The organism is Pseudomonas sp. WS 5503 (genome assembly GCF_012985385.1).
GTDB classification, from domain to species: Bacteria; Pseudomonadota; Gammaproteobacteria; order Pseudomonadales; family Pseudomonadaceae; genus Aquipseudomonas; species Aquipseudomonas paracarnis.
Genome location: NZ_JAAQWI010000003.1, coordinates 387,591 through 409,469 on the forward strand (window position 1 = coordinate 387,591; position 21,879 = coordinate 409,469).

Genomic DNA, 21,879 nt, shown 5'->3' on the forward strand with positions numbered 1-21,879 from the left:
GTATATACGAGTAGTAAAACTACACAAGACTGAGCGTATGGCTCGGTCTTGCTGGTGAGCATAATCGTTATTGTTGGTCTATTGCGAACAAGAAAAGGTGAAACTTTGATGTTGCCTGCCAAGATTAATTTAATTTCAGCTATTTCTAACCTTTGTTCGACAGTCCTTCACCGAGCATGGCTCTTGCCTTCACAACTACACGCCATTTACACGCCGATCAAGGATAGACCATGAGCCTTCCAACGCTGGCCGAACTGCCGGCCATTCTGTTGCCTTACGCCAACCGGGCCGAGCAGTCATTTCGTGACGTGGTGGCCGCGCTGGATGACGATCATGGCCTTTCTGCGTGGACGCCGCAACGGTGGGCCGACTTCGCTCGCGTGTGCGCCGCCAGTGATTTCGTCATTGAACAGAGTGTTCGTGACCCTTTGATGTTGCTGGAGCTGGTGGCCTGGGGCGAGCTGGACCGCGGCTTTGCGCCCGGCGAGCTATGCAGCCAGATAGCCGGTGCCGTGCAACAGGCCGAAACAGAAGATGAACTGGGCCGCGTGCTGCGCCGCCAACGCACGCGCCAGCAGGTGCGCATCATCTGGCGCGACCTCACACGCCAGGCCGACTTGGTGCAAACCTGTCGCGATCTGTCCGACATGGCCGACGCCTGCATCGACCAGGCCTATCAATGGCTGTACCAGCGCCACTGCGCCCAGTTCGGCACGCCGACCGGCGCACGCAGCGGCGAGGCACAGCACATGGTCATCCTCGGCATGGGCAAGCTCGGTGCAGTGGAGCTGAACCTGTCGTCGGATATCGACCTGATCTTCGCCTACCCCGAGGGCGGTGAGACGGTGGGCGTGAAGCGCGCCCTGGATAATCAGGAGTTCTTTATTCGCCTGGGTCAAAAACTGATCAAGGCCCTGGACCCGATGACCGTCGACGGTTTTGTCTTCCGCGTCGACATGCGCCTGCGCCCCTACGGTTCGGCCGGCGCCCTGGTGCTCAGCTTCAACGCGCTGGAGCAGTACTACCAGGACCAGGGCCGGGACTGGGAGCGCTACGCCATGATCAAGGCGCGGGTGGTGGCCGGCGACCAGGCGGCTGGCGCGCAACTGCTCGACATGCTGCGCCCGTTTGTCTACCGCCGTTATCTGGACTTCTCGGCCATCGAAGCGCTGCGCACCATGAAGCAACTGATCCAGCAGGAAGTACGGCGCAAGGGCATGGCCGACAATATCAAGCTGGGCGCAGGCGGCATTCGTGAGGTGGAATTTATCGCGCAGGCATTCCAGCTGATCCATGGCGGCCGCGACCTCAGCCTGCAGCAACGCCCGCTGTTGAACGTGCTGGGCACGCTGGAAGGCCAGGGTTATTTGCCCGCAGCGGTGATCAGCGAGCTGCGCAGCGGTTACGAGTTCCTGCGCTACACCGAGCATGCGATCCAGGCGATTGCCGACCGCCAGACGCAAATGCTGCCGGACAGCCCCGAAGACCAGGCGCGCATTGCCTTTATGCTTGGCTTCAGTGACTGGGCCGCGTTCCACGAGCGCCTGATGTACTGGCGTGGTCGCGTGGACTGGCACTTTCGCCAGGTGATTGCCGACCCTGATGAGGAAGAAGGCGAAGAAAGCGAATTGGTGGTCGGTGGTGAATGGTTGCCACTGTGGGAGGAATCCCAGGATGACGACGCGGCGTGCCGTCAACTGAGTGAAGGTGGTTTCACCGATGCCCCCAAGGCCCTCAAGGCGTTGGCCAGCCTGCGCGCCAGCCCGCAGTTGCGCGCCATGCAGCGCCTTGGGCGCGAGCGCCTGGATGCGTTTATCCCGCGCCTGCTGGCCCAGGCCGTTGAACATGCCAACCCGGACCTCGTGCTGGAGCGCGTGTTGCCGCTGGTGGAAGCCGTCGCCCGGCGTTCGGCCTACCTGGTGCTGCTGACCGAGAACCCCGATGCCTTGCGCCGCCTGTTGACCTTGTGCGCGGCCAGCCCGTGGATCGCCGAGCAGATCACCCGTTTCCCGCTGCTGCTGGATGAATTGCTCAACGAAGGCCGCTTGTTCAAGCCGCCGCTGGCGCCGGAGCTGGCCGCTGAGTTGCGCGAGCGCCTCACGCGCATTCCCGAAGATGACCTTGAGCAACAAATGGAAGCCTTGCGCCATTTCAAACTGGCGCACCGCCTGCGGGTGGCCGCCTCGGAAATCGCCGGCAGCCTGCCGTTGATGAAGGTCAGCGACTACCTCACCTGGCTGGCCGAAGCGATTCTTGAACAAGTGCTGGCCCTGGCCTGGCGCCAGACGGTCGCCCGTCACGGCTCGCCGCAGCGACTGGACGGCACCCTGTGCGATCCTGGGTTCATCATTGTCGGTTATGGGAAAGTGGGCGGCATCGAACTGGGGCATGGTTCGGACCTGGACCTGGTGTTTATCCATGACGGCGACCCCCAGGCCGAAACGGACGGTGCCAAGCCGATCGATGGCGCGCAATTCTTTACACGCCTGGGCCAGCGCATCATTCACCTGCTGACCACCCAGACCAACTCCGGCCAGCTGTATGAAGTGGACATGCGCCTGCGACCTTCCGGCGCATCCGGCTTGTTGGTGAGTTCCCTGGGGGCGTTTGATCGGTATCAACAAAATGAAGCCTGGACCTGGGAACATCAGGCCCTGATCCGCGCGCGGGTACTGGTGGGCAGCCAGGATGTGGGCCAGGCGTTCGAGCAGGTACGGGCTAACGTGTTGGGGCGTGAGCGGGACTTGGAGAAGCTGCGCCAGGAGGTCAGCGAGATGCGTGCCAAGATGCGTGACAACCTGGGCACCAAGGCCACGACGGCCGGCAGGAGCGCCAATGCCTTCGAGGCCACGGCGCTGTTCGACCTCAAGCAGGACGCCGGAGGTATCGTCGATATTGAATTTATGGTGCAATACGCGGCTTTGGCGTGGTCTGCGCAACATCCATCGTTGCTGCGCTACACCGACAATATCCGCATTCTGGAGGGCCTGGAGCAGGTCGGGCTGATGCCCGCCGCCGATGCCCATTTGCTGCGAGAAGTGTACAAGGCTTACCGCTCAGCCGCGCACCGCCAGGCTTTGCAGAACGAGGCCGGTACGGTAGCCGGGGACCAGTTCGCCGACGAGCGGCGACAGGTGATGCGAATCTGGCAGGCGCTGGGCTTAAATTGAAACTCGACTGATTGGCGACGCCAATTTTTATATGGGATGCGGATTGATGTGGGAGCCGGGCTTGCCCGCGATGCAGGCGCCTCGGTTTATCAGGGATACCGAGGTGATGCGATCGCAGGCAAGCCAGCTCCCACATAAAGATGCTCCCTGGCGCACCGCGATCTACAGTCATTATCGAGGCGGGGAGGCATAGGCCTCCCCGCATCGTTTGTGGAAACTACATGAATATTCTGATCGTTGGGCCCAGTTGGGTCGGTGACATGGTGATGGCACAGACACTGTTTCAGTGCCTGCGTCTGCGCTATCCAGACTGCCAGATCGACGTGCTCGCCCCTGAGTGGAGCCGGCCGATCCTTGAGCGCATGCCCGAGGTGCGCAAGGCCTTGAGCTTCCCGCTCGGCCACGGTGCCCTGGAGTTGGCGACCCGCCGACGCATCGGCAAGTCCATGGCGGGCCAGTACGACCAGGCGATCCTGCTGCCTAACTCGCTGAAGTCGGCGCTGGTGCCGTACTTTGCCGGTATTCCCAAGCGCACCGGCTGGCGCGGCGAGTTTCGCTATGTGCTGCTCAATGACGTACGCACCCTGGATAAAGCCCGTTACCCGTTGATGATCGAACGCTTTATGGCTTTGGCCTACGAGCCGGGTGCTGAACTGCCCAAGCCGTACCCACGCCCCAGCTTGCAGATCGACCCGGTGACCCGCGACGCGGCGCTGGCCAAGTTCGGCCTCACCCTGGATCGGCCCGTATTGGCCTTGTGCCCTGGCGCCGAGTTTGGCGAGTCCAAGCGCTGGCCTTCGGAGCATTACGCCAAAGTCGCTGAAACCAAGATCCGCGAAGGCTGGCAGGTGTGGTTGTTCGGTTCCAAGAACGATCATTCGGTGGGTGAAGACATTCGCCAGCGCCTTATCCCCGGCCTGCGTGAAGAAGCGGTGAACCTCAGTGGCGACACGTCCCTGGCTGAGGCCATCGACCTGTTGTCGTGCGCCGACTCGGTGGTGTCCAACGATTCCGGCCTGATGCATGTGGCGGCGGCGCTGAACCGTCCGCTGGTGGCCGTGTACGGCTCCACATCCCCAGGCTTCACTCCGCCGTTGGCCGACAAGGTCGAAGTGGTGCGCCTGGGCCTGGATTGCAGCCCGTGCTTTGAGCGTACCTGCCGTTTCGGCCACTACAACTGCCTGCGCCAGTTGCTGCCCCAGCCGGTAACCGATGCCTTGCAGCGTTTGCAGGGCGACGTGGTCGAGGTTCACTGAGTTGCGGGTTCTGGTAATCAAGACCTCATCCCTGGGCGACGTGATCCATGCCTTGCCGGCCCTCACTGATGCAGCGCGGGCGATTCCCGGTATTCGGTTCGACTGGGTGGTGGAAGAAGGCTTTGCCGAAATCCCAACCTGGCACCCGGCGGTAGATAAGGTGATTCCGGTGGCGATTCGCCGCTGGCGCAAGAACCTCTGGCAAACCGTCAAGAGCGGCGAATGGCGGCGCTTCAAGCAGGCGGTGCAGTCGACTAAATACGACCTGGTGATCGACGCCCAGGGCTTGCTCAAAAGCGCCTGGCTGACGCGCTATGTGCGGGCGCCCATCGCTGGCTTCGACAAAGATTCTGCGCGTGAACCCCTGGCTGCGCGCTTTTACTCCCGGCGCCTGGCCGTGGCCCGTGGGCAGCATGCGGTGGAGCGCTTGCGCCAGCTGTTCGCCGTCGCGCTGGGCTACGACCTGCCCCAACGCCTGGGCGACTACGGCCTGAGCGTTGAAAAGCTGCTCGGCCTGCCGCCGAAAAAACCGTTCGTATTGCTGCTGCACGGTACTACCTGGGACACCAAGCACTGGCCCGAAGCCTATTGGCGCGAGCTGGCCGAACGCATGGGCCGCCTGGGCGTGGACGTAAAGCTGCCGTGGGGCAACGCCGCCGAAAAGGCGCGGGCCGAACGCCTGGCCCTCGGCCTGCCCAACGCCCAAGTGTTGCCCAAGCTCAACCTGGCGGGCGTTGCCCGTGTCTTGGCGAGCGCCCGTGCCTGCGTGGCCGTCGACACCGGCCTTGGCCACTTGGCGGCGGCATTGGACGTGCCGACCATTTCCCTGTTCGGCCCCACCAACCCAGGCCTCACCGGTGCCTACGGCAAGGGCCAGATTCACTTGGCCAGCGACTGGCCGTGTGCGCCTTGCCTGCAAAAACAGTGCACTTATCAACCCACTGCCGACGACCTGCGGCGGTTCGACATCGCCCGCGAGTCGCCCCTGTGCTTCACGCGCTTGAACCCTGAGCGTGTCGCAAGCCGGCTGAGCACGTTGTTACTGGCCGAGGAGCAGCACTGATGCAACTGGCTTTTGTTCTGTACAAGTACTTTCCTTTCGGTGGCCTGCAGCGCGACTTCATGCGCATCGCCCTGGAATGCCAGCAGCGCGGCCACAGCATTCGGGTGTACACCCTGATCTGGGAAGGTGATATCCCGCCAGGCTTTGAGGTGCTGGTGGCGCCGGTCAAGGCCTTGGTCAACCACCGCCGCAACGAAAAGCTCTACGCCTGGATCCAGGCCGACCTGGCCAAGCGCCCAGTGGACCGCGTGGTGGGCTTCAACAAGATGCCGGGGCTGGACCTGTACTTTGCCGCCGACGGTGTGTTCGAGGACAAGGCCCAGACCCTGCGCAACCCGATGTATCGCTGGTTCGGGCGTTACAAGCACTTTGCCGAATACGAGCGCGCCGTGTTCGATAAAAACGCCAAGACGCAGATCATGGTGTTGTCCGAGCATCAGCAACAGCTGTTTACCCAGTATTACGGCACCCAGGCCGAGCGTTTTCACCTGTTGCCACCGGGTATTGCCCGCGACCGCCGCGCCCCGCCGAACGCCGCCGAGATCCGCTCTGAGTTCCGCGCTGAATTCGGCTTGGCCGAGGATGATCTGCTGTTGGTGCAGATCGGTTCGGGGTTCAAGACCAAGGGCGTCGACCGCAGCCTCAAGGCGCTGGCCGCACTGCCCTCGCGGCTGAAGAAACGTACGCGGCTATTTGTAATCGGCCAGGACGACCCCAAAGTATTCCAATTGCAGAGCGCGGCGCTGGGCCTGGGCGACCAGGTGCAGTTCTTCAAGGGCCGCAATGATATTCCGCGTTTCCTGCTGGGGGCGGACCTGTTGATTCACCCCGCGTACAACGAGGCGGCCGGCATGGTGCTGGTCGAAGCGGTGGTCGCCGGCCTCCCGGTACTGGTGAGCCAGGTGTGCGGCTACGCGTTCTACATCGACAAGGCCCAGAGCGGCCGGGTGTTGGACGAGCCGTTCGAGCAAACCCAGCTCAACCAGTATCTGGTCGATATGCTCGACGACCCACAAGCGCGTGCGACCTGGAGTCGCAATGGTCTGGCCTTCGCCGAGACGGCCGACCTCTTTAGCATGCCGCAGTACGCTGCGGACCTGATTCTGGCGGAGCCAAACCGATGAAGTTGATTCTAGCCGAACCCTTCAAGACCCTCTGGGCTGGACGCGATGCGTTCGCCGAGGTCGAGAAGCTGGAAGGCCAGGTGTTCCGCGAGCTGGCCGCTCGCCGTACGTTGCGTACGGTGGTCGAGGGCCAGCCTTATTTTGTGAAGATCCACCGTGGGATCGGCTGGGGCGAAATCCTCAAGAACCTGGTTACTGCCAAATTGCCGGTGTTGGGCGCGGGCCAGGAGTGGGTGGCGATCCAGCGCTTGCAGGCGCTTGGTGTACCGACCATGACCGCCGTGGCGTTCGGTGAAAAAGGCAGCAACCCGGCCGACCAGCACTCGTTCATCATCACCCAGGAACTGACCCCCATCATCAGCCTGGAAGACCTGACCCTCGACTGGGTCAAGCAACCGCCCGTGCCGGCGATCAAGCATGCCTTGACCCTTGAGCTGGCGCGTACCGTGGGCGCGATGCACCGCGGTGGCGTCAACCACCGTGACTGCTACCTCTGCCATTTCCTGCTGCACACCGACCGGCCCATCAGTGTCGACAACCTCAAGCTGTCGGTGATCGACCTGCACCGTGCCCAGGTGCGTGCGACGATCCCGGTGCGCTGGCGCAACAAAGACTTGGCCGGCCTGTATTACTCCGCGTTGGAGATCGGCTTGACCCAGCGCGACAAGCTGCGTTTTCTCAAGGCCTATTTCCAGCAGCCGCTGCGCCAGATCCTGGCGGAGCAAACCGCGCTGTTGTCTGCGCTGGAACGCATGGCAGCAAAGCTGTATGCGCGTAAACAACGATACGGGGATGCAATCTGATGGCGGGTTGGAATCTGGAACCTGCCTACGCCGCCCTGGCGGATGACTTTGGAAGCCTGGACGCGGTGTTCGCCTTGCAAGGCGAGCGGCTGACCCGCGACCCGTTGTCGGAAGTGATTCGGGTGGAGCGTGGCGGGGTCAATTATTACGTCAAGCGCTACGTAGGTGCCGGCAAGGGCCTGCGTCGTTACCTGGGTCGGCCGCGGGTGAAGTCCGAATGGCAGAACCTCAAGCGTTTCGCCAAGTGGGGCATCCCCACCGCCGACGTGGTGGCCTGGGGCCTGGACCGCAAGGGCCTGGCCTATAACCGTGGCGCCATGATCACCCGTGAACTGCCCAAGACCGAAGATCTGTCGGTGCTGGCCGAGCGTCACGATGAGCGCCTCAAAGACCCCCGGTGGGTCGATGGCATCAGCCGCCAGCTCGCCGAATACACGCGCACCATGCACGATCACCGCTTCACCCATAACGACTTGAAGTGGCGCAACCTGCTGGTGGACGACCAGCGCACCCTGTACCTGATCGACTGCCCCAACGGTGATTTCTGGCGCGGCTTCTGGCTCAAGTACCGCATCACCAAGGACTTGGCCTGCCTGGACAAAGTCGCCAAGTATCACTTGTCGGCCACCCAGCGCCTGCGTTTCTACCTGCAATATCGCCAGCGCGCGCACCTGACCGCGTCGGACAAACAGCGAATTCGCCATGTGGTGAAGTTTTTCGAGGGACGCGAATGAGTGACTTCCTGGCGGCTGAAGACCGCGCTCTGCTTGAGCGCAACGGCCTGGCGACCTTCGACGCCCTGTGGGCCAAGCAACTGGATGCGGTGGACGAGCCGAACACCAGCGGCGACGGTTGGAGCAGTGTGTATCGCCTGGAGCTTGAGGGGCAGGGCTACTACCTCAAACGCCAGAGCAACTACCTCACACGCACCTTGCACCGGCCGTTTGGCGAGCCGAGTTTTGCCCGTGAGTTTCGCAACATCAGCCTGTATCGAAAGCTCGGCATCCCGGCCCTGCAAGCGGCGTTCTTCGGTGAGCGCAAGGTCAAGGGTGAGCGCCGGGCGATGCTGCTCACCCGTGCGCTGGATGGCTGGAATGACCTGGATTCGTTGCTGGAGCAGTGGGCGCAATTGAGCGCAGCCCAGCACAGTGCGATCCTGTTGGCCTGCGGCAAGCTGGCGCGTCATCTGCACAGCGTCGGGCAGGTGCATGGCTGTTTTTACCCCAAGCATATTTTCCTGCAGCCTGCCGGTGAGGGGTATGCCGCACAGTTGATCGACCTGGAGAAAACCCGCCCGCTGTTGTTTGGCTGGCGTGACCGGGTCAAGGACCTGGAACCGCTGCTGCGCCGTGCGCCGCAATGGTCGGATGCGCAGGTGCGCCAACTGCTGGCGGCGTACCTTGAGCAGCCCGAGGACGGTGCCCTGGTGTCCACTTGGCACCAGCGCCTGACCGCGCGCCGCAGCCACAAGGAGAACCGCTGATGCGTTTATCCGAGCTGAAATCGGCTGGGCGTACCCCCAGCCTGCCACTGACCCTCGACCTGGCGGATGCCGCCGGCCCTGGGCAATTGCAATTGCTGAGCCTGCTGCGGGTGTTGCCGGGGCAGCGCTACGTGGGTGCCGCCGTGTGGCGTGGTCGCCCGGTGTTGGCCAAGTTATTGGTGGGCAGCAAGGCGGCGCGGCATTTTCAGCGTGAGCTCACGGGTGTGCGTCTGTTGGCTGAGCAAGGCCTGACCACGCCGTTGCTGCTGGCCGATGGCTTGCAGGACGGCGAGGGTGGTTGGCTGCTGTTTGAATTTATCGAGGGGGCCCAAAGCCTGTCCGACGCTTGGCTCGCCGTCGAAAACCTGCCGCCGTTGGCGGACGAACAAACCGCTGTGCTCGCCGAAGCGCTGGGCGCGATCGCCCAGATGCATGCCAAGGGCCTGTGGCAAGAAGACCTGCACCTGGACAACTTGCTACGTAAGGATGGCAAGCTGTATCTGATCGATGGCGCCGGCATTCGTGTCGAAGAGGCGGGCAAGGCGCTATCGCGCAATCGAGTGCTGGAGAACCTCGGTGTGTTCTTCGCCCAACTGCCGAAAAACCTCGAGCCTTTTACCGAAGAGTTGCTGGTGTATTACTTGCTGGCCAACGGCGAACACGCCTTGCCAATGCAAGCCCTGGAAAAACAGGTGCGTAAAGTCAGCGCCTGGCGCTTGAGAGACTACCTGGACAAGACCGGCCGCGAATGCACGCTGTTCAGTGTGGTGCGCGGCGCTTTTGGCTTGCGTGCGATCCGCCGCGAAGAAGAAGCCGCCATGGTGCCGGTGCTTGAGCAGGCCGATGCGTTGCTCGACCAGGGTCACCTGTACAAGACCGGTGGCGCGGCGAGCGTGGCCAAGGTCGACGTGGCCGGCCGGCCGCTGGTGATCAAGCGCTACAACATCAAGGGTTTTGCCCATTGGCTCAAGCGCTTCTGGCGCCCGAGCCGCGCCTGGCACTCCTGGCGCGAAGGCAACCGCCTGGCCTTCCTGGGCTTCGCCACACCCAAGCCGCTGGCGGTGCTGGAGAAACGGTTCCTTTGGTTGCGCAGCCGCGCCTATCTGGTCACCGAATACCTGCCTGGGCCGGACATCATCGAGCGCTTTGCGCCGTATGTGGAGAGCGGCGAGGCGCCCGAGAGCGAGTTGCAGGCGCTGGACCAGTTGTTTGCCGACTTGATCCGCGAGCGCATCAGCCATGGGGATTTCAAAGGCCATAACCTGTTCTGGAGCGACGGGCACTGGGCGATGATTGATCTGGATGCGATGTGTCAGCACTCTTCCGCTGCCAGCTTTGCGTCGGCCTATGCCAAAGACCGTGCAAGGTTTATGCGTAACTGGCCGCAAGGCAGTGCGTTGTATCGCGTGATTGATCAGCGGTTGCCCAAAGAGGCCGGTGTCGGCAGTTAAACCTATCGCGGGCAAGCCCGCTCCCACACTTGATCTGTGAACGCGGTCAAAATGTGGGAGCGGGCTTGCCCGCGATGGCGCCCGTCCAGGCGCTGCATTCAGAACTGGTACTGCGCTCCAGCCCCCGCATACCACGAGCGCCCCGGCGCCGCTTCGTAATAGCGGTTATTGCCATCCCCCACAATCACCGATCCCACGTACTGACGATCCAGCAGATTATCCAGGCGCAGGGTCTGGTGAAAGGTCCAGTGCTCTACCTTCTGCTCAAACCGTGCGCGCCAGTTGAAGACGCTGTAGGCCGGCGCGGCGTGTTGTTGGTTGGTGTCTTCTACGTAGACCTTGCTGCGGTACATGCCTTCGATGGCGGTGCTGACCCAGTCCCGTGGTTTCCAGTTCAGTTCGGCGAACAGGGTGGTTTGTGGCACGCCGGGGAGGTAGTTGCCTTTGTCGATGGTGTTGGCGCCGCTGGTAAAGTCGCTGTCGTAGGTTGCGTGCAGGCGGGTGTAGGCCAGGCTGGTGCTCCAATGGTCGCTCAGCTGGCTTTCAACACCCAGTTCGAAGCCGCGGCGCAACGTGCGACCGGCGTTCTGGTAGCTGGTACGGCCACCGATGGATTGCTGCACCACCAGTTCGTCCTCGGTGGTGATCTGGAAAATGGCGGCGTTGATCCGCGTGTTGTTCAGTTGCGCTTTCACGCCCATTTCATATTGCGTGCTTTCAGACGGCTTCAAGCCGAAGTTGAAGCCCTCGGCGTTGCCCGGTGCATAGGCCAGCTCGGCCTGAGTCGGGGTTTCAAAGCCTTTGCCTGCGCTGATGTAGGCGTGCAGGTCGGGGGTGAACGCGTACATCACGCTCATCGAAGGGGTGTTTTTCTGGTAGGTCTTGTTGCCGCTGGCGTCGCCATTGCTCAGGAACTGATCGTCAACGTCCATCTGCATCGTGCTGTGGCGCACGCCGGCTTGCAGGGTCCAGCGGTCGAGGGCCCAGTTGGCTTGGATATACGGGTCGAGGCTGCGAGCCGTGTCGATTTCGTCGCGGCGTAGTTGGCCTTTCACGCCGAGGGTGTTGCCGCTGTAGTTCTGATAGCCATGGCGGCTGTCTTCGCTTTGGTCGAAGTCCAGGCCGGTAATGATCGTCAGCTCGCCAGGCGCGCTTTCGATGGGCTGCAGCCAGCGCACGCTGCCGCCGTAGAACTTTCGATCAAATTGCACTACGCCACCGCCGCGTTCGTTGGCGGGCGTGCCCTTGGGGATCGACAGGTACTGAATCACACTGCGCCGCCCGGTGTAGGCATTGACCTGCAAGGTCGCGCCACCGAAATACCGCTCGTAATTCATCCCCAATTGCTGGTGATCGATACTTTTACGCGTGTTGTAGTTCAGCGCATTGGCGCTTACCGAGCGCGGGTCTGCCTTGTACGCTGCCCAGGTCTGCCCCAGCGGATCCTGCGTACCGTTCTGCTCCAGGCTGCTGTAGATCAATGCGAGCTTGCTGTCGTCATCGGGCTCAACATTGAGCTTGGCGAAGGTCTGGTCGCGGCGCGCGCTGCTGTGATCCCGGTAGCCGTTGGTGTCCATGCGCGAGGCATCGAGCACAAACCCGGCGCCATTCACCGCGCCCTCGGCGCTGAGGTGGTTCTTGTTCAGGCCGTCGCTGCCCACCAGGGTTTCGGCGCCGATACGCGGCGGGCCCTCGCCGTCGCGGGAGAACATCTGGATCACGCCCCCGGCGTTACTGCCATACAGCGTCGCCGCCGGGCCGCGCAGCACTTCGATGCGCTCGGCCGTGTCGAGGTTGAACGTCGCGGCCTGGCCCTGGCCATCCGGGGTACTGGCGGGGATGCCGTCGGCGATCAGCTTGATGCCGCGCACGCCGAATGCTGAGCGGGCGCCGAAGCCTCGGGACGAGATCTGCAGGTCTTGCGCGTAATTCTGACGGTTCTGCACCACCAGGCCGGGCACGCGGGACAGGGCTTCGGAGGCGTTGATGCCGAGCTGGCCGTCGCTGATCTGCTCGCGGTTGATGCCGTCCACGGAATAGGGCAAATCGAACGTCGGGCTGGCGCTGCGCGAGCCGCTGACGACGGTGGGGGCGAGGGTTAGTGGCGAGTCATCGCCTTGCACTGTGCTGCTCAAGGCCAGCAGGCCAGGCAGCAAGAGGAAAAAGCGAGCGTGCGTTTTTTTCATGAGGCAGCCAGAGTCTTGGGCACGCATAGCGAAGGCGCGCAAAAAGTGCGCAAGTTTAAACAGTCAGGTAGGTTTTATCATTTCGGATTTTTCTTACGCAATGCGGCGGCGCTTCTCAGATGAATGAGCCAATCTCTCGGTGCTAGCTTGGCTGACCGTTTGCGAGGCTAGGATATGACAAGAAAAATAATGGCTGCGCTGTGTATAAGCGTCGCTGCGCTGTTATTAAGCGGCTGTGGAACGGTTAATAGCGTCATGCGCAAAGAGGGCGACACGGCGCGTGAGCTCAGGCTCGTAAAAACCTATTGCCCATCCATTCCCCGCGCGTACAGCGGTGTGGCCTTTGATTTTTGCATGCTGCACGCGGCCCCGGACCCCACCGGGTTCCTCATACCATTCGTGCTCGTGGATATTGCGGTGTCCGCGGTTGCCGATACGGTGGTTTTACCCTATACGATTTATCGACAATCGGCCGACGGTAATATCAGCATCTATTGGCGTCCAGGCCGTTCATAAGCCTATGGATATAAGAGCACGTGCCCAGCCCATCTATTTAGTGAAAGGAGTTGTTCGTGAGTCGTGGTTTCAGAGTCCTGCTGGTTTCAACCTTGTTATTGGCCTCCGGTTGCGGAACGATCAATACCGTCTTCCGTCCGGATGCCGTGGCCAGCCAGAATCTCAAGGAGTCGCGCAGCCACTGCGAAAACGTGCCGCGTATCTACAGTGGGGTGATCTACGGCTTTTGTACCCTCAATGGCGAGCCCGCACCGGATAAAAGCCTGAAGGACCAAAACCTGCTGGATCGCCAAGGCAATGCCTTCCCGATCATCGCGATTGAATTTGTCGCCTCTGGTGTCATGGACACCCTGATGCTGCCTTATACGATCTACCGCCAGAACAAGGACGGCAGCATCGAGATCTTTCGCTAGCCCCTCTCGGCGCTTGTCGCTAACAGCTTCCCTCTGCTTTTAAGCTATAATCCCGCCCTTTAGCTGTTTCCCGCCCCGGCGGGAAACACACTTTTTTCAGGCGCGATGCGCCTGCATGCAGACTAAAAGAGGCTAGACCCCAGTGGCATTGACGATTCTTGGCCTGTCCGGCGCCCTTAGCCATGATCCTTCCGCAGCCCTGTATATCGACGGCAAGCTGATTGCGGCCGCCGAAGAAGAGCGCTTCGTACGCGACAAACATGCAAAGAACCGCATGCCCTACGAGTCGGCGAAGTTCTGCCTGGAGCAGGCTGGCATCAAGCCTTCGGACGTTGACGTGGTGGCGATCCCGTTCGCCCCGATAAGCCTGTTCGGCGAGGCGCGCTGGCACTACGCCAAGCGTTACTGGTACGCCCCGGACCGCGCCCTTGACGCGATCCTGATGGGCAACCGTCGCTACAAGCGCTATCGCAACAAGATCGTCTGGTGCCTGGAGCAACTGGGCTTCGATCCGAAGAAAATCAAGATTGAACCCGTAGAACACCACCTGGCTCACGCATCCAGCGCCTACCACTGCTCGGGCTTCCAGGAAAAAACCGCGATCCTGGGCATTGACGGCAAGGGTGAGTACGCCACTACCTTCTTTGGCTACGGCGAAAACGGCAAGATCCACAAGATCAAGGAATTCTACGATCCGGACTCCCTCGGCGGCCTGTACGGCGCAATCACCGAGTTCCTCGGTTTCGAGATGCTCGATGGTGAGTTCAAGGTCATGGGCATGGCGCCGTACGGCGATGCCAGCAAATACGACTTCTCGCGCCTGGCCTCTTTTGAAAACGGCGAACTGGTGATCAACACCGACTACGCCAACGTCATCGGCCTGCGCCGCTACAAAGAGAAGGGCAAGGGGTTCTACTTCTCGCCAAAACTGATCGAGTGGCTGGGGCCGAAACGCGAAGGCGACATCGCCGACGAGCCGTACATCCACTACGCGGCCAGCATGCAGGCGCTGTTCGAGAAACTGGCTTTGCAGATGATCGACCACTACCTGGGCGACATCCTCAAGGACACCGGCAAGCTCGCCTTCGCCGGCGGCTGTGCGCTGAACGTCAAGCTGAACCAGAAAATCATTGCCCGTGACGACGTCAAAGAGCTGTTCGTACAGCCGGCTTCCGGCGATGCCGGCACCGCCGTCGGTGCGGCGGCCTACGTGTCCCATGCTCGTGGTGTACCGGTCGAGAAGATGGAACACGTCTACCTCGGCCCGTCCTACAGCAACGAAGACGTTATTGCCGCGTGCGCCAAGCACGAGAGCAAGCCGAACTGGCGCAAGATCGAGAACATGCCTAAGCGCATTGCCAAGATCATGGTCGACGGCAATCCGGTCGCCTGGTTCCAGGGCCGCATGGAGTTTGGCCCGCGTGCGCTGGGCGGTCGTTCGATCATCGGTTGCCCAAGTGCAACCGGCGTGGCGGATCGCATCAACCACCAGATCAAGTTCCGCGAGCGCTGGAGGCCTTTCTGCCCGTCGATGCTCGACACCGTGGCCCCGCAGATGATCAAGGTCGATCACCCGGCGCCGTTCATGACCTTCACTTTTGAAGTCGCCGAAGAGTGGAAGACCCGTGTACCGGAAGTGGTGCACGAAGACGGTACTTCCCGCGCCCAGGTGCTCAAGCGCGAATACAACCCGCGCTACTACGACATGATGAAAGAGCTGGAAGTGCTGACCGGTAACGGCGTGTCCCTGAACACCTCGCTCAACCGCCGTGGCGAAGCGATGATCTGCTCGCCGACCGACGCGCTGAACATGTTCTTCGGCTCGGACCTGCAGTACCTGATCATGGAAGACATTCTGGTGGTCAAGGACGGCGTGGACCCTTATGACGCCGTGGTTTAAATGCTGAACCGCTTCCAGGGCTGGCGTGAACGTGGCTGGGCGCCTGTCGAGGCCGAGGTTTACGCCCAGGCCTGGCAGCGTTACGGCGGCAGTGTGGCGACCCATCCCCAGGTGATTGAGCGGTTGGCCGGGCTGGCGCAGATACCTGTGCGCTACCTGGGCTGGGAGCACGGTGGTGAACTCAAGGGGGCGATCGCCACCTGGGGGCGCGACCTGGCGCTGTCCAAGGATGTGCTCAAGCGCAGCGGCAAGAAAGGCCTGTTTGACCTGGGCAACGCCGAGATCATCCTGCCGATTGCTGCCGATGCGCAGGTGCCGTTGCGGCATCGTGCGCGCTACCTGTCGACGCTCAATCAAGGGCGCGTGAGCACCCTCAAGCCCCAGGCCGAGCAATTGGCCATGGCGCGTACTCCCGAAGACCTGTCGAAGAAGTTTCGCTACAACCAGCGGCGTGAACTGCGCCTGTTGGAAGAGGCGGGCGGCTTGGTAAGGGCGGTCAGTGAGTTTTCCAGCGTAGAACTGGCGGCGATCTATTGCGACCTGTTCCAGCGTCGTTGGGGCTTCCCGGCGGCGGGCGCGGCGCGTCTGGCCGAGGTGCTGGAGTTGCTCAAGGAATTCCTGTTCGGCTCGGTGCTGTTTCTGAACGACGCGCCGATTGCAGTGCAATTGGTGTATCAGGTGCAGTCCAACGAATGGTTCAGTGCCGAGTATGTCAATGGCGGCGTCGACCCTGAAACCCGTGCATTCAGCCCCGGCAGCGTGCTGAGTTTTCTCAATACCCAAAGTGCCTGGGAGCAGGCGCGGGCGGCGAACAAGTCGCTGCGCTTCTCCTTCGGGCGTTCCGACCGTGAATACAAGGAGCGCTGGTGCAACCCGGTGCCGGTGTTCAGTGTATGAGCCGTAAACAGCAACTGCTCAAGCGCCATCGGCGTAACAAGCGTATTGCGCTATTGATTGGCGTGCTGGTGTTGGTCGCCACCGGCGTACTGGTCGCATGGTGGTTGCCGCTGATCCTTGCGGTGCTGCTGTGGGCCGCCCATGAAGCCTGGTTTGCCGATCACCTGTTTTACTCGCCCAAAGACAGCTATGAGTACGCGTTCCCGGCCGGCAGCGAACAGCCCGGCTTGCGCCTGGAGGCGGGCCGGCTGTTGCTGGATGCGCCGTTGGCGGCGGATGAAACCCTGATCGTCGGCATTGAGTTGAAAAGTACCTGGCTGGGGCGTTTCTTCGACCCTGCGGTGGACCTGTTGGGCCTGCAAAGCCCGGACCGGCAAGCCTTCGAGCGCGGCGTCGCTGGGCGGCGTTATCTGAACCTGACCGGCGCCGCCGAAGCCTTGGCCGCGGGCAAGCTCGAATTGCGCGGGCGTTTTTGCCGGATAAAGGGGCAGCCGACGCTGTGGCGCTTTCGCCAGCCGGACTATCGCCAGCAACGTGTGATGGTGATCGCGCCCCATGCCGACGATGCCGAGCTGGCTGCGTTCAGCCTTTACAGCCAGGCGACTGAAAGCTGGATCGTCACGCTGACGGCCGGTGAAATCGAAGCTGAGCATTATCAGAACATGGGCCTGCCCAAGGTTGAAGCTGCGCGCCTCAAGGGCCGTTTGCGGGCCTGGGACAGCGTCGCCGTGCCCCGCTGGGCGGGCGTGCCCGAGGCGCAGTGCGTGCAGTTGGGGTACTTCTGCATGCAATTGCAAGCCATGCAGGCCGCGCCAGATCAGCCTCAAGCCTCCCGCGAAGCCGGTTTGGCCGATACGCGGCTGTTCCGCCAGTTCAATGGTTTTGCCCTGCCTGGCGATGCTGATGGTGCACCGACCTGGCATAACCTGATCGCCGACCTGCGGGCGCTGCTGCTCAAGGCGCGGCCCCAGGTCATCGTCTTGCCCACGCCGTTGCTTGACCCTCACGCCGACCATATCTGCGCCCACGCGGCAGTGCTGGAAGCCTTGCAGGGCCTGGAGTGGCAGCCCGACACATTGCTCGGCTACGCCAATCACCTGCATGATAACGACCGCTGGCCAATGGGCGATTCCGGCGCTGGCGTGGCGCTGCCGCCACGTTTCGATGGTGCTGTGGAACTGGTGCCGTGCAGTTTCGCTCTCGCCTTGAGCCAGCAGCAGGACAAGGCCATGGCCCTGGGCATGATGCACGACCTGCAGCCGCCAGCGCCGTTCAAGCGTCGAGTGCGTAGGTGGTTGCAGCAACTGCTGGCGGGCCGTAGTCCATCGCCCTATGGCGAGAACGAATTCTTCCGCAAGGCCGTGCGCCGTCACGAGCTGTTGTGGGTCCTGAAGCAGGACTGAGAGCCGATTGAAGGCAGGCCGTTATGCGCCTGTCGCCCTTTTTACCGGGCTGCATGCCCGTAGCCAGATCGCTGCATGGAGAGTTATGAAGCCTCGTTTCAAGGTTTTGCAGTTACAGCCGGACTACAACGTCAAGACCCATGACTTCGCGGACTTGGGTGAGCAAATCGTCAAATCCCTGCCGGCTGAGCGCTTCGAGGTGACCTCCGGATTTCTCAGTGGGCGCCCGCTGCCCGGCCAGCCCCTGAGCGTGGCCGAGCACTCCCATTATTTCGAGCTGCCGGAGAAGTCCCTCAAGGGCATTCGCTTTGGCGCCATGTGGCAGATCTACAAGTACTGCCGCGAGCAGAAGTTCGACGTGGTCATCTGTAACCGCTTCAAGTCGGTGAACATGATGCTGTCGCTCAACCGCTGGTTGAAGATCCCGCTGTGCATCGGCATCTCCCACGGCTTTGGCGAGTATGCCCGTGGTTACCGTCGACGTCAGACCCAGCGCTGGGTCAGCCCGGCGTGGCGTTTTGTCGGGGTGTCCGAAGCGGTCAAGGACTACCTGGTAGACCTCAATTGCGGGTTCACCCCTGAGAACACCACCTACGTCACCAATGCGATCGACATTCCCCAGGCAGAGGCTTTGCAGCTGTCCCGTGAAGACGCACGCAAGGCCCTGGGCCTGCCGATGGATGCACGGATGATCGGCGCCCTGGGCCGCCTCGTGCCGATCAAAGGCCATACCCATCTGCTGCAGGCCTTCGCCACGCTCAAGGACAAATACCCTGAGGCGCAGGTGGGGATTATTGGTTCTGGCCGTGCCGAAGCCGACCTGCGTGCCGACATCGAGCGCCTCGGCCTGACCGGCCGTGCGCACTTGCTGGGCTTTCGCGAAGACGGCATGAAGTACGTGCGCGGCTTCGATATCTGGACCATGCCGTCGCTGTTCGAAGGCCTGGGCCTGGCCTTGCTGGAAGGCATGAGCGGCCACCTTCCGGTGATCGCCTCCAACGGCCCGGCGATGCTGCCACTGGTGCAGGGTGCGGGCGGCTTGTCCCATGATCCAGGCAATGTCGAACAATTGGCTGCGGCCCTGGACACTTACCTGGCCTTGAGCGATGAACAATTGCGCGCCAAGGGGGAGGAGGTGTTCCGCTATCTGGAGGCCAACCACACCCTCGACGAGTTCAAGCACAAGTACCTGACCCTGATTGAAACCGGTTTGCGTGAAGTAGGTAGAGCATGAATCAGCAACAACCCCTGGTCTCGGTGATCATCGCTTCCTACAACCATGGTCAGTACATCGAGCAAAGCATTCTTAGCGTGCTGGGGCAGACCTACCCCAATATCGAGCTGTTGGTAGTCGACGACGGCTCCAAGGATGACAGCGTCGAACGCATCCAGCGCTTGCAGGCCGAGCACGGCTTTGATTTCCAGGTGCAGCAGAACCAAGGGCTCAGCGCGACCTTGAACGGTGCGATCGCTCGCGCCAAGGGTAGCCTGATCGCACCGTTCGGCTCGGATGACATCATGTTGCCGGACCGTATTGCCACCCAGGTGGCGTATATGGACGGCAAGCCGAAGGTGGGCATGTGTGCTGGCAATATCGAGCTGATCGACGGGGATGGCAACCTGCACCCGGAGAAGAAACAGCGTCGCGACGTGCCGTTTCGACGTCTGGACTTCGATGACCTGTTCCTGGACCGCAAGCCGTTTCCACCGGCGCCGACCATGCTGATTCGTCGCGAAGTGCTGGAGGAGGTCGGTGGTTTCGACCCGCAGATTCCCCTGGAAGACTTGCTGATCCAACTGAAGATCACGGCGGCGGGCTACACCATCGACGCCCTTGACGTGGTGATGGCCAAGTATCGCCAGCACGCCAGCAACACGTACAAGAATCACCGCTACATGATCCAGAACATCCTCAAGACCTACGCCAAGTTCAGCGAGCACCCGGCCTATGACGCGGTTCGCTACAACTTCCTGAACTCGATGTTTCTCAAGACCGCCGACCGCGACCGCCCGTTGGCGCGGGAGGTGCTCAAGCAGATCCCTTTGAAGTTCTGGGGGCGCAAGACCTTGCGCGGGCTGGTGCGGTTGTATCTGGCGCCGCTCAAGAACTGAACCAACGCCGCACCCTGTAGGAGGGAGCTTGCTCGCGAAAAACGTCAACGATAACGCGTACTTCCTGAATAAACGCGGCACCGGTGAGTTTTTCGCGAGCAAGCTCGCTCCTACAGGTGTTTACAGGCTTTGGACCTGCTCGCGGATTTTCGCAGTGGCGGCTGGGCTCGCCTCCGAGGCGTAACCCTTGAGCAGTTGTTCGAAGTGCGTTTCGAACAGCCAGTTGCGATCCTGAGGATAACGTTGCATGTGGCGCAGGTTACGTTGGCGCAAGGCGTAACGCAGTGAAGACGGGTAGATGCGCAGGTCAGCCACGTCGATCAGGGCGAACTCACCGTCGTCCATCAACAACACGTTACCCAAGTGCAGCGAGCGGAAGTACACGCCGCGCTCGTGCAGTTGCGCCATGAACCGTCCAAAGCGCTCAACCAGTGATTCACGCAGGCTGCTGTCGAGGCTTTGCAGCGCTTGGCGCAACGTCAGGCCGGGCAACGGCGTGTAGCGCACTGCGCTGCTGGCATCGCTCAGGCGGTAGAGCCCGAGGATGTGCGGCGTAGGAATGCCCAAGGTGCGCAGTTGCTCGCTGTTGCTGGCAAAGCGCTCGGAGTACGGGTTGAAGCTGCCGGAGGTGTACCAGCGGCGTGTTCGGAACAGCTTCAGGAAACTGCCGTCCTCCAGGCGCAGGACTTTGGGACCCAGGCCATCGGCTTCAATCACATGGGCGTTGCTGCAAAGTTGTTCAAACGCTGCGGGCTTGAGGTTCTGCACCGGCATGCGCAGCAGGCTGCGATGGCGCTGGGCGAGGCTCAGGCCGGTGATAATTGCCAACGGAATCCACAGCAGGAACCAGTGCTCCTTAGGGCGCGACAGAATGCCGCCGCCCTCGGTCAGGCCCGCACCGATGCCGTAGGCCAGCAGTGACGAAGCCAGGATGAACAGCGGCTGGGCGCGTTGCTGCAGGCCTTTGTATAAGCCCCAAACGAGCATGAAGGCCCATGGGATGAAACCGATGATGCCGACGTAATAGAGCACGCCGAGGGCGAAGCTGTGGGTTTCGCGTAGTTGAAGGCCATCCGACACTGTGAGAAACAGCTCCGAGTCATAGCTATGCCCGATCCATGGGTGTTCGGCGATAAGCTGCAGAGACATGCTCCACAGTTCGAAGCGAAACGAGCTGCCGCGTTTGGTGATCAATTCGGGGTGGAGCAACAGGAGTCCGGCAGCACCCAGGGCCATGCCGATAATGAGCAGTGCCGCACGGCGGTTGCGGCTTACGAAACTCATCCACAGGATGGCCAGCGTCAGCGCCACCAGTGGCGTGCGTGAGCCGGTCGCCAGCACCGCAGTGGTCATGACCGCCAGGGCCGGAACGCTGAACCACAGTACCTTGAGACGCTGGGTATTCATGCAGACATACAGCCAGTACACCGTGAAAAAGCCAAACAGATGCGAGCTGAGCAGTGGGTTGTCGAGGGCGCCCAGGCCGCCGATCATGCGCATGCCGGGCGAATAACCCTTGGCGAACGCCACCAGGTTACCCAGGCTGACCACCAGCGCAATCACCGCAGCGCTGAAGAAGATCGGCTTGAACAATTCGTTGCGGTAATGCAGCAGCAGACCGCAGCCGCCAAACAGCATGAAGGTATTCAATGGTCGCTTGAACAGGTCAGTATCGGAACTGGGCGCCGGGCTCCAGAGCAGACTGGTCAACGCCCAGGCGGAGAACGCCAGGAACGCGATTGCCAGGGGCTCGCGCAGCAGGTCCTTGAATTCCCGAGGGCGCATGCACAACAGAAACAAGGTCGGTACGCTGAACAGGATGTAGACAATGCGGTGCAGTACATTGCGATTGCCGACAAAGAACAGTGCACTCAGGAGCAGCAGCAAGCCAACAGGCAAAATCCATAGGACCAGGAAGTCGAAAACGCGATTTGAGCCATAGGTAAGGCGCTTGGAGTGCATACAGTAAAGCCATTCCAGAAATAGAAAGCCGACCATCTTAAGCTAGTGGCTAAGTAATGTCGCCGGTAGGATCCAACCGGGCCGCGGCTTACGCCGGGTGCAAGTACAACAGAGAAGCTGTGCTAAAGTCAGCCTCCTTT

17 protein-coding genes are annotated in these 21,879 nt (G+C 61.5%); 15 read left to right on the plus strand and 2 right to left on the minus strand.

Features of this window, described 5'->3' with window-relative positions; genetic code table 11:
• The first annotated feature begins 230 nt into the window (after positions 1 to 230).
• The 8 genes from glnE to HBO10_RS10870 all read left to right on the plus strand — a co-directional run bounded on the left by glnE (position 231) and on the right by HBO10_RS10870 (position 10,350).
• Positions 231 to 3,170 (plus strand): bifunctional [glutamate--ammonia ligase]-adenylyl-L-tyrosine phosphorylase/[glutamate--ammonia-ligase] adenylyltransferase, encoded by a 2,940-nt coding sequence (gene glnE, locus HBO10_RS10835; RefSeq protein WP_034125615.1) that lies wholly within the window; start codon positions 231 to 233, stop codon positions 3,168 to 3,170.
• A gap of 221 nt (positions 3,171 to 3,391) precedes the next feature.
• Complete coding sequence (gene waaF, locus HBO10_RS10840; protein WP_032893896.1) at positions 3,392 to 4,426, plus strand: lipopolysaccharide heptosyltransferase II; 1,035 nt, start codon at positions 3,392 to 3,394, stop codon at positions 4,424 to 4,426.
• A 1-nt stretch (position 4,427) separates the two neighbouring features.
• Positions 4,428 to 5,489 carry a lipopolysaccharide heptosyltransferase I gene (gene waaC / locus HBO10_RS10845; protein WP_034125616.1) on the plus strand — a complete coding sequence of 354 codons (1,062 nt, stop codon included), beginning with the start codon at positions 4,428 to 4,430 and terminating at the stop codon, positions 5,487 to 5,489.
• On the plus strand, positions 5,489 to 6,613 hold the full coding sequence (locus tag HBO10_RS10850; protein WP_034125617.1) for a glycosyltransferase family 4 protein: 1,125 nt from the start codon (positions 5,489 to 5,491) through the stop codon (positions 6,611 to 6,613). The genes waaC and HBO10_RS10850 overlap by 1 nt, the downstream gene beginning before the upstream one ends.
• On the plus strand, positions 6,610 to 7,416 hold the full coding sequence (gene rfaP, locus HBO10_RS10855; protein ID WP_014716628.1) for a lipopolysaccharide core heptose(I) kinase RfaP: 807 nt from the start codon (positions 6,610 to 6,612) through the stop codon (positions 7,414 to 7,416). The genes HBO10_RS10850 and rfaP overlap by 4 nt, the downstream gene beginning before the upstream one ends.
• Positions 7,416 to 8,150 (plus strand): lipopolysaccharide kinase InaA family protein, encoded by a 735-nt coding sequence (locus HBO10_RS10860; RefSeq protein ID WP_003187993.1) that lies wholly within the window; start codon positions 7,416 to 7,418, stop codon positions 8,148 to 8,150. The genes rfaP and HBO10_RS10860 overlap by 1 nt, the downstream gene beginning before the upstream one ends.
• Positions 8,147 to 8,899 carry a lipopolysaccharide kinase InaA family protein gene (locus HBO10_RS10865; protein WP_034125618.1) on the plus strand — a complete coding sequence of 251 codons (753 nt, stop codon included), beginning with the start codon at positions 8,147 to 8,149 and terminating at the stop codon, positions 8,897 to 8,899. The genes HBO10_RS10860 and HBO10_RS10865 overlap by 4 nt, the downstream gene beginning before the upstream one ends.
• Complete coding sequence (locus HBO10_RS10870; protein WP_034125619.1) at positions 8,899 to 10,350, plus strand: lipopolysaccharide kinase InaA family protein; 1,452 nt, start codon at positions 8,899 to 8,901, stop codon at positions 10,348 to 10,350. The genes HBO10_RS10865 and HBO10_RS10870 overlap by 1 nt, the downstream gene beginning before the upstream one ends.
• Positions 10,351 to 10,448: 98 nt before the next feature.
• On the opposite strand, the gene HBO10_RS10875 is transcribed toward HBO10_RS10870, so the two are convergent.
• A complete protein-coding gene (locus HBO10_RS10875; RefSeq protein WP_034125620.1) occupies positions 10,449 to 12,536 on the minus strand; it encodes a TonB-dependent receptor in 2,088 nt (695 codons plus the stop codon).
• 189 nt (positions 12,537 to 12,725) lie between these two features.
• Between HBO10_RS10875 and HBO10_RS10880 the strand changes: the two genes are divergently transcribed.
• From HBO10_RS10880 to HBO10_RS10910, 7 genes are all read left to right on the plus strand, one after another.
• Positions 12,726 to 13,052, plus strand: coding sequence for a YceK/YidQ family lipoprotein (locus tag HBO10_RS10880; protein ID WP_034125621.1), 327 nt, complete (start codon positions 12,726 to 12,728; stop codon positions 13,050 to 13,052).
• A 56-nt stretch (positions 13,053 to 13,108) separates the two neighbouring features.
• Positions 13,109 to 13,465 carry a YceK/YidQ family lipoprotein gene (locus tag HBO10_RS10885; RefSeq protein WP_034125622.1) on the plus strand — a complete coding sequence of 119 codons (357 nt, stop codon included), beginning with the start codon at positions 13,109 to 13,111 and terminating at the stop codon, positions 13,463 to 13,465.
• Between the two features lie 142 nt (positions 13,466 to 13,607).
• On the plus strand, positions 13,608 to 15,365 hold the full coding sequence (locus HBO10_RS10890) for a carbamoyltransferase (protein WP_014716634.1): 1,758 nt from the start codon (positions 13,608 to 13,610) through the stop codon (positions 15,363 to 15,365).
• Positions 15,366 to 16,262, plus strand: coding sequence for a GNAT family N-acetyltransferase (locus HBO10_RS10895; RefSeq protein ID WP_034125623.1), 897 nt, complete (start codon positions 15,366 to 15,368; stop codon positions 16,260 to 16,262). It begins immediately after the preceding gene.
• On the plus strand, positions 16,259 to 17,665 hold the full coding sequence (locus HBO10_RS10900) for a PIG-L family deacetylase (RefSeq protein ID WP_034125624.1): 1,407 nt from the start codon (positions 16,259 to 16,261) through the stop codon (positions 17,663 to 17,665). Before HBO10_RS10895 ends, HBO10_RS10900 begins: the two co-directional genes overlap by 4 nt.
• Before the next feature lie 85 nt (positions 17,666 to 17,750).
• The gene (locus tag HBO10_RS10905; RefSeq protein WP_034125625.1) at positions 17,751 to 18,899 is read left to right on the plus strand and encodes a glycosyltransferase family 4 protein; all 1,149 of its coding nucleotides are present in this window, start codon (positions 17,751 to 17,753) and stop codon (positions 18,897 to 18,899) included.
• The gene (locus HBO10_RS10910) at positions 18,896 to 19,777 is read left to right on the plus strand and encodes a glycosyltransferase (protein ID WP_034125626.1); all 882 of its coding nucleotides are present in this window, start codon (positions 18,896 to 18,898) and stop codon (positions 19,775 to 19,777) included. Before HBO10_RS10905 ends, HBO10_RS10910 begins: the two co-directional genes overlap by 4 nt.
• Before the next feature lie 120 nt (positions 19,778 to 19,897).
• On the opposite strand, the gene HBO10_RS10915 is transcribed toward HBO10_RS10910, so the two are convergent.
• Positions 19,898 to 21,739 carry a bifunctional O-antigen ligase/aminoglycoside phosphotransferase family protein gene (locus HBO10_RS10915; protein ID WP_034125627.1) on the minus strand — a complete coding sequence of 614 codons (1,842 nt, stop codon included), beginning with the start codon at positions 21,737 to 21,739 and terminating at the stop codon, positions 19,898 to 19,900.
• Between the last annotated feature and the right edge of the window lie 140 nt (positions 21,740 to 21,879).

Bases quoted from the DNA above. Each gene is read 5' to 3' on its own strand.
- HBO10_RS10850 (WP_034125617.1), top strand. From the start codon at position 5,489: ATGCAACTGGCTTTTGTTCTGTACAAGTACTTTCCTTTCGGTGGCCTG.
- HBO10_RS10870 (WP_034125619.1), top strand. From the start codon at position 8,899: ATGCGTTTATCCGAGCTGAAATCGGCTGGGCGTACCCCCAGCCTGCCA.
- HBO10_RS10910 (WP_034125626.1), top strand. From the start codon at position 18,896: ATGAATCAGCAACAACCCCTGGTCTCGGTGATCATCGCTTCCTACAAC.
- HBO10_RS10880 (WP_034125621.1), top strand. From the start codon at position 12,726: ATGGCTGCGCTGTGTATAAGCGTCGCTGCGCTGTTATTAAGCGGCTGT.
- HBO10_RS10860 (WP_003187993.1), top strand. From the start codon at position 7,416: ATGGCGGGTTGGAATCTGGAACCTGCCTACGCCGCCCTGGCGGATGAC.
- HBO10_RS10895 (WP_034125623.1), top strand. From the start codon at position 15,366: ATGCTGAACCGCTTCCAGGGCTGGCGTGAACGTGGCTGGGCGCCTGTC.
- glnE (WP_034125615.1), top strand. From the start codon at position 231: ATGAGCCTTCCAACGCTGGCCGAACTGCCGGCCATTCTGTTGCCTTAC.
- waaF (WP_032893896.1), top strand. From the start codon at position 3,392: ATGAATATTCTGATCGTTGGGCCCAGTTGGGTCGGTGACATGGTGATG.
- HBO10_RS10900 (WP_034125624.1), top strand. From the start codon at position 16,259: ATGAGCCGTAAACAGCAACTGCTCAAGCGCCATCGGCGTAACAAGCGT.
- HBO10_RS10915 (WP_034125627.1), bottom strand. From the start codon at position 21,739: ATGCACTCCAAGCGCCTTACCTATGGCTCAAATCGCGTTTTCGACTTC.
- HBO10_RS10875 (WP_034125620.1), bottom strand. From the start codon at position 12,536: ATGAAAAAAACGCACGCTCGCTTTTTCCTCTTGCTGCCTGGCCTGCTG.
- rfaP (WP_014716628.1), top strand. From the start codon at position 6,610: ATGAAGTTGATTCTAGCCGAACCCTTCAAGACCCTCTGGGCTGGACGC.
- HBO10_RS10905 (WP_034125625.1), top strand. From the start codon at position 17,751: ATGAAGCCTCGTTTCAAGGTTTTGCAGTTACAGCCGGACTACAACGTC.
- HBO10_RS10865 (WP_034125618.1), top strand. From the start codon at position 8,147: ATGAGTGACTTCCTGGCGGCTGAAGACCGCGCTCTGCTTGAGCGCAAC.